The organism is Thermotoga sp. SG1 (assembly GCF_002865985.1).
Classification (GTDB): domain Bacteria; phylum Thermotogota; class Thermotogae; order Thermotogales; family Thermotogaceae; genus Thermotoga.
Genome location: NZ_LNDD01000004.1, coordinates 415,495 through 422,198, shown reverse-complemented (window position 1 = coordinate 422,198; position 6,704 = coordinate 415,495). Strand labels below are relative to the sequence as shown.

The window sequence follows — 6,704 nt, the reverse complement described above, 5'->3', positions numbered from 1 at the left end:
AATTTGTGAAAACAAGAACTAGTTGATTTTCCCCTGAAACACCCCAAAATGGCCTGACCTAGGTTAGGGTAATTTATCTTTTGTTTTTGCTATGGTTTAGGCTTTTCATTGACTATGCAATTATTCCATTTTTCCAAACAGTACTTGACTGACCCTTTCTGTGTGTTAGAATCACTTATGATGAAACACCCTCTCTATCTTCTTATATACTCTTGCTTTCTGATATGTTCTGTGGTATAATTTCTTTGAAATCCAACGGGTTTCAATACTTCCTTAGAGGTATGGAAACATAAATTCTCTCTCGCGGAGAAGTGTAGCCGGACGCGTTTCAATACTTCCTTAGAGGTATGGAAACACATTTATTTGCCGGTTTCCATACCTCTAAGGAAGGTTTCAATACTTCCTTAGAGGTATGGAAACAACACCTCCTTTGCCTGTTCTGGAGTGATTTTCTGAGGTTTCAATACTTCCTTAGAGGTATGGAAACACTATGATGCCTATATAGACACAATAAAAGATATCGCGTTTCAATACTTCCTTAGAGGTATGGAAACTAAATCCGACAGACGCTGACGTGCAGGTGACGGCGCGTTTCAATACTTCCTTAGAGGTATGGAAACACCACGAAAAGAAAAGCACAACGACTATGATGCCTCCGTTTCAATACTTCCTTAGAGGTATGGAAACAACTTCGACGACATATCTCGTATTGCTGATGTTCTTGAGTTTCAATACTTCCTTAGAGGTATGGAAACGTATACTGAAGGGGATGAGCTTGTAAAGAAAGGCTTGTTTCAATACTTCCTTAGAGGTATGGAAACAAAGACGAAGAGACGGCTTTAAGCAGCTCTACCAGGTTTCAATACTTCCTTAGAGGTATGGAAACTGTGTCTGTGCCGACAGGCGCTGTAAGAGCAAGCGTGTTTCAATACTTCCTTAGAGGTATGGAAACTAGCCGGGCGGGAGTACATGTTCCCCCGCCCGGACGAGGTGGGTTTCAATACTTCCTTAGAGGTATGGAAACTAATATTCACACCTCCCCAGATGATCATCTGTACAAGGTTTCAATACTTCCTTAGAGGTATGGAAACCCGTTTCCGTTCCCTTGTTCGTTGTTAGCTCGTCTAAGTTTCAATACTTCCTTAGAGGTATGGAAACATCCCAAATACCAGCCCATCGTCGTTCCAGGTGATAAGTTTCAATACTTCCTTAGAGGTATGGAAACTGCCAGTTGAAGTTTTCGAAAATATCTTCTACCTCGTTTCAATACTTCCTTAGAGGTATGGAAACTATCTGTTTGAATTTCATCAATTCTTTCGCGCTGTTTGTTTCAATACTTCCTTAGAGGTATGGAAACTCTCATCCTCCTCATTTCTTCTAAAAATTTTTTTATGTTTCAATACTTCCTTAGAGGTATGGAAACCGAGCACATCTTCTCAGCTCCTCCTGTACAATCCTTTGTTTCAATACTTCCTTAGAGGTATGGAAACCAAACTGAACGTGCAAAAATAAAAAGCCGGGAGCTAGTTTCAATACTTCCTTAGAGGTATGGAAACTCATCACACCTCCTCTCAACGTTGTCACTTCTTTTAGTTTCAATACTTCCTTAGAGGTATGGAAACAAATAGATACTTCCGATGGGTAGGGTACTATCATTTCGTTTCAATACTTCCTTAGAGGTATGGAAACACGTAGAGTCCTGTGACGGCATCCGAATCGATACCGGTTTCAATACTTCCTTAGAGGTATGGAAACTTTCGAACACTACTCTGACGGTTCCATTATCTAGGTGTACGAGTTTCAATACTTCCTTAGAGGTATGGAAACACATTCCTCTCTCTCTCTTTTTGAGGGGATGATGGGTTTCAATACTTCCTTAGAGGTATGGAAACAAGGTTTTGTGTGCAACCATAGCTGCGGTGTATTTTGGTTTCAATACTTCCTTAGAGGTATGGAAACCCGGCTTGGGCTCGGGAAGATAGACAAGAAGACCTAGTTTCAATACTTCCTTAGAGGTATGGAAACACCATCCGAGGATAAGGCCAAACCGCTCCTCTTTGTGTTTCAATACTTCCTTAGAGGTATGGAAACCTGCTTCGCAGTCGCGTGTGATAGAATGCTGCTGGTTTCAATACTTCCTTAGAGGTATGGAAACCACAAACAGATGATAACTATTCTTTAGGTCCAGGAAGTTTCAATACTTCCTTAGAGGTATGGAAACAAAGCAAGATGTGGTTCTGTTCCATTCTGCATGACCAGTTTCAATACTTCCTTAGAGGTATGGAAACCTCATAAGTCTGATGAAGGTTGTAACTCTGTTTATGTTTCAATACTTCCTTAGAGGTATGGAAACTTCGTAAAAAACAAAAAGGCAGGGAAGATCCCTGCCTTTGGTGCTTTTATAACTTTCAATTTATCCTTGCCCTTTCGAAACTCTCTGTTGCAAGAAGAAGTCCCACGACCATCAGTATACTCAAAATACCCCAGTCCATTCCAAAGGAAAACTTCATCACGTGGGATCCAACCAAGTAACCTCTTGAGGCATCGACTGCGTATGTTAGTGGATTGATGTAGGCGATCGCTTTCATCCAGTTCGGCATGGAGTCTATCGGATACATGGCTCCACTCAAAAATATCAAAGGCATCATCAGTGTCATCATTATCATCTGAAAACCCTCTGTGCTTTCCATTTTCAGGGCGAGTGCTATGCCAAAACCGGCGATCGTAACGGACATGAGAAAACCTACGATGAGAGCTGGTATCAGACCGGAGACTTTCAGATTCTCTGCCAGAAAGTACGTGAAAAACAGAATTATAAATCCCTGAAGCACTGTAACAAGGCCATCACCGATGATTCTTCCCATTATGCTGAGTCTTCTCGAAGAGGGTGCCACCAGAACTTCCTTGAAAAAGCCAAACTGTTTGTCCCATATCAGACTCACACCGCTGATGAAGCTCATGTTGAATATGGTCATGGCAAATATGCCGGGTGCAAGGTAAGTGAGATAATCCACTCCGCCGAACATCATCTTTGCCCAGGGATTGTCAAAAACCTTGCTCCATCCAAGTCCGAAGAAGACAAGCCATATCAGAGGGTTTATGATCATACCTACCACACGGGATCGAGATCTCACGAACCTGACCAGTTGTCTGTACACCATGGTCACGAAGGCAGCCATGATTTCACCTCCTCATTCTCATCCTTGCGACGGTTTTGAAGAAGTTTTCCGGTCCTTCCTCTCTGAGTTCTCTTCCTGTCAAATGCAGAAAGACATCGTTCAGGGTGGGTTTGTGGTAAGTGATCTCTTCTATTTTCAGTCCTTTTTTCTGGGCAAGTTCAAAGATCTTCGGAATGGCTCTGCTTGAGTTTTCAACGTTCAGCTCCAATCTTCCGTCAGGGAGTTTCTTACACGCTTTTATGAAATCTCCATCGAGACAGTCCGCAGGATCAGAAAATTTCACGTAGATGATCTCTTTTCCAACCATCTGTTTCAGCTCATCCGGACTTCCGAGGGCAATGATCTTTCCGTGGTCTATTATAGCCACCCTGTCAGCGAGTTGTTCAGCCTCGTCCATGTAGTGTGTGGTGAGGAATAGCGTCATGTTGTGTTCTTTTTTCATCTTCGATATGTACTCCCATATGTGGGCTCTCGTGTGCGGATCAAGGCCGATGGTGGGCTCGTCGAGAAAAAGGATCTCTGGCTCGTGAATGAGTGATCTTGCGATCTCGAGTCTTCTTGCCATTCCTCCGCTGAAGGTCTTCACGGGTTTGTCTTTGAACTCCAGGAGTTCTACAAATTCGAGAAGTTCAAGGATTCTCTTTTTCAGTTTTTCACCACCGTATCCGTATATTCTTCCGTGGATGTACATGTTCTCGTAAGCGGTGAGCTCTCTGTCGAGTGATTGATCCTGAAAGACGATGCCTATCTTTTTACGGACCTCCCTGGGTTCTTTCAGAACATCGTGGCCAGCAACCCATACCTTTCCGTTTGTTGGTTTCAGAAGGGTGGTAAGCGTGTGTATGGTGGTGGTTTTTCCTGCACCGTTTGGTCCAAGGAACGCGAAGATCTCTCCTTTTTTGACGGAAAAAGAAATTCCCTTCACCGCTTCAAAATCTCCGAACTTTTTAACGAGGTTTTCCACTACAATCACATCTTCCATCTTTTCACCTCCAGAGCTTGCAGTCTTTGATAAAGTGATCAAATAATATCTATCAATATATCGACAGATATATTTTTTGAAATCCGGATTTGATTGTAAAATACATTTTTGGGTCTGTCAAGTTGAACCTGACACGGAAAAGATTGATCTATAGAAACGGAGGGAGTGATATGGAAAGGATCAGGGATTTTTTCATCTTGATTTTCTGTGTTGTTCTCTTTCTCTACGAACTTACATCTTTGAGTATGAAGGTGATCTTCAAAAGAAAAAAGAAAAAGAGCCGGGAGACAGCTCCCGGCTTCAGATCCCAAGCTCTCTGAAAATCTTCTCCACAAGTTCTTTTCCGACTCTTTTCTGGGCTTCCTCTGTGGAGGCTCCTATGTGTGGAGTTGCCACAACGTTGTCCAGACTGAGCAGTTTCTTTCTGAGTTCGTCGTTTGGAGGCTCTACTTCGAAAACATCAAGACCTGCTGCGGACACCTTTCCGCTCACGAGTGCCTCGTAGAGTGCTTCCTCGTCGATCGTTCCACCTCGTGAGGTGTTGACTATGATCACCCCATCCTTCATCTTGGAAATGGCCTCTTTGTTTATCATGTGCCTTGTTGTCTCGTTGAGAGGAACATGGAGAGAGATGAAGTCGCTTTCCTTTAAAAGTGTGTCCAGATCCACATATTCGACGGGAAGGTCTGTTTCAGGCTGTGCGGGGTCGTACGCTATGACTCTCATACCAAATCCCAGAGCTCTTCTTGCAACTTCCTGACCGATGTTTCCAAAACCGATGAGTCCGAGTGTCTTTCCGAGGAGTTCTTTTCCTTTCAAGATTTTCTTTTCCCATTTACCTTCTTTCAAAGATATGGTGGCTCTTGCTATATGACGAGCACAGGCGAGCATGAGTCCAATGGCAAGTTCTGCAACAGAAGGTGCACTTGCTCCCGGGGTGTTGAGAATTTTTATTCCTTTCTCTTTTGCCTTCTGGACGTCTATGTTATCGAGTCCGATTCCAGCCCTTGCGATGATCTTCAGGTTTTTTCCAGCTTCTATGATGTCTGCTGTGACCTTTGTGGCGCTTCTTACAACGAGAACGTCCACACCGGGGATCACTTTCAGAAGTTCTTCCTTTTCCAAGTGTTCCGATGTGACTTCCAGTTCTTCTTTTTCCATAAGAAGCTTTGTGGCTTCTTCATCGAGAGGATCGTTCACATGCACCCTGTACTTTGCCATTCACATCACTCCCCGATGAATTCTTTTGCAAAGATCGTCTCGGCAGCCCGCACACCTGCTCCAAGTTCGAAGTCGTATCCGAGTTCCTTCAAAGTGAGCTCAAGAGCAGAGATCGCTGTGATGGTATCAAACGGCGACATGTATCCCAGATGGGCTATTCTGAAGATCTTACCCTTGAGTTTTGACTGACCCCCGGCGATGGTAACACCGTACTTGTCCCTCATGATCTTTGGGATCTGCTTTCCATCGATACCGGCGGGTACCTTAACGGCCGTCACCACGTTTCCAGGTCTTTTGGAAAGTAGTTCCAGGCCGAGCGCTTTCACGGCCGCTCTTGTTGCTTCACCGAGCACTCTGTGCCTTTCCCAAACGTTTTCTATTCCTTCTTCTTTGATCATCTGGAGGGATTTTCTCAGCATGTATATCATGTTGACCGCTGGGGTGTAGGGGTTGTCCGGGTAAGACTTTCTGTAGGCCCTCAGATCGAAATAGTACCTTGGGGATTTTGATTTTTCTACAAGTTCCCACGCTTTGTCGTTGAGGGAGATGAGAGCAAGACCAGGAGGAAGCATCAGGCCTTTCTGTGAACCCGTGACGACCACGTCCACTCCCCATTCGTCCATCTTCAGTGGCTCCGCACCGAGGGCACTGACGGCATCCGTCACGAGAACCACATCTTTTTCTCTCGTTACTTTCGCTATTCCCTCAAGGTCTATGACCGTTCCCGTGGATGTTTCACTGTAGGTGGTGAACACAACCTTCGCATCGGGATTTTTGTTGAGGGCGTCTTCTATCTGTTCGGGAGTGACAGCGTCTCCCCATTCGAGGGCGATTTCAACGATGTCTGCACCGTAGGACTGACAAAGTTCCTTCCACCTTTCTCCGAACTTTCCAGCAACGACAACGATCACTTTGTCCCCAGGACTCACGAGGTTTGCAACGGCGGCCTCCATGGCTCCTGTTCCCGTCGAGGCGAAAGCGTAGACATTGTTCTTCGTCTGAAAGAGATACTTGGCATCCTCAAGAGTCTCTTCCATTATGGAGACGAACTGTGGTGTTCTGTGGTGTATTGTTTCCTTCGCACCTTCTGTTAAAATATCGTTTGGGACTGGTGTTGGACCGGGTGCCATTATGTAGTGCTTTTTGAGAAACTTTCCCATGGAACTCCCCCTTTCCAGGATGGTGGTGCTTGTTATTTTTTTAACTAATTATACCACCGGTATTTTTACAAATCAGTGAAGCATATTTATCGAAAGCCCTCGAAGATGTGTCTCTGAATTTGCTATAATTTTGGAAGATGTTGGGAATATTATACAACGATC

The 6,704-nt window shown here is 44.4% G+C and carries 5 protein-coding genes and 1 CRISPR repeat array; of the genes, 1 reads left to right on the top strand and 4 read right to left on the bottom strand.

Going from position 1 to position 6,704, the window contains the following annotated elements; translation table 11 throughout:
- Positions 1–259: 259 nt before the first annotated feature.
- A CRISPR array of direct repeats spans positions 260–2,353; the repeat unit is 30 nt; unit sequence GTTTCAATACTTCCTTAGAGGTATGGAAAC.
- A gap of 55 nt (positions 2,354–2,408) precedes the next feature.
- Positions 2,409–3,179 carry an ABC transporter permease gene (locus AS006_RS07545; protein ID WP_101513724.1) on the bottom strand — a complete coding sequence of 257 codons (771 nt, stop codon included), beginning with the start codon at positions 3,177–3,179 and terminating at the stop codon, positions 2,409–2,411.
- A 4-nt stretch (positions 3,180–3,183) separates the two neighbouring features.
- Positions 3,184–4,161 (bottom strand): ATP-binding cassette domain-containing protein, encoded by a 978-nt coding sequence (locus tag AS006_RS07540; RefSeq protein ID WP_101513723.1) that lies wholly within the window; start codon positions 4,159–4,161, stop codon positions 3,184–3,186.
- A gap of 170 nt (positions 4,162–4,331) precedes the next feature.
- Here AS006_RS07540 and AS006_RS09515 point away from each other — a divergent pair, with 170 nt between their 5' ends.
- Positions 4,332–4,481 (top strand): hypothetical protein, encoded by a 150-nt coding sequence (locus AS006_RS09515; RefSeq protein ID WP_199167499.1) that lies wholly within the window; start codon positions 4,332–4,334, stop codon positions 4,479–4,481.
- Here AS006_RS09515 and AS006_RS07535 read toward each other — a convergent pair.
- Both AS006_RS07535 and AS006_RS07530 read right to left on the bottom strand, forming a co-directional pair.
- On the bottom strand, positions 4,462–5,382 hold the full coding sequence (locus AS006_RS07535) for a hydroxypyruvate reductase (protein WP_101513722.1): 921 nt from the start codon (positions 5,380–5,382) through the stop codon (positions 4,462–4,464). The two genes, AS006_RS09515 and AS006_RS07535, sit on opposite strands and share 20 nt — an antisense overlap.
- 5 nt (positions 5,383–5,387) lie before the next feature.
- Positions 5,388–6,542, bottom strand: coding sequence for a serine-pyruvate aminotransferase (locus AS006_RS07530; protein ID WP_101513721.1), 1,155 nt, complete (start codon positions 6,540–6,542; stop codon positions 5,388–5,390).
- Positions 6,543–6,704 lie beyond the last annotated feature (162 nt).

Bases quoted from the DNA above. Each gene is read 5' to 3' on its own strand.
- AS006_RS07540 (WP_101513723.1), bottom strand. From the start codon at position 4,161: ATGGAAGATGTGATTGTAGTGGAAAACCTCGTTAAAAAGTTCGGAGAT.
- AS006_RS07530 (WP_101513721.1), bottom strand. From the start codon at position 6,542: ATGGGAAAGTTTCTCAAAAAGCACTACATAATGGCACCCGGTCCAACA.
- AS006_RS07535 (WP_101513722.1), bottom strand. From the start codon at position 5,382: ATGGCAAAGTACAGGGTGCATGTGAACGATCCTCTCGATGAAGAAGCC.
- AS006_RS09515 (WP_199167499.1), top strand. From the start codon at position 4,332: ATGGAAAGGATCAGGGATTTTTTCATCTTGATTTTCTGTGTTGTTCTC.
- AS006_RS07545 (WP_101513724.1), bottom strand. From the start codon at position 3,179: ATGGCTGCCTTCGTGACCATGGTGTACAGACAACTGGTCAGGTTCGTG.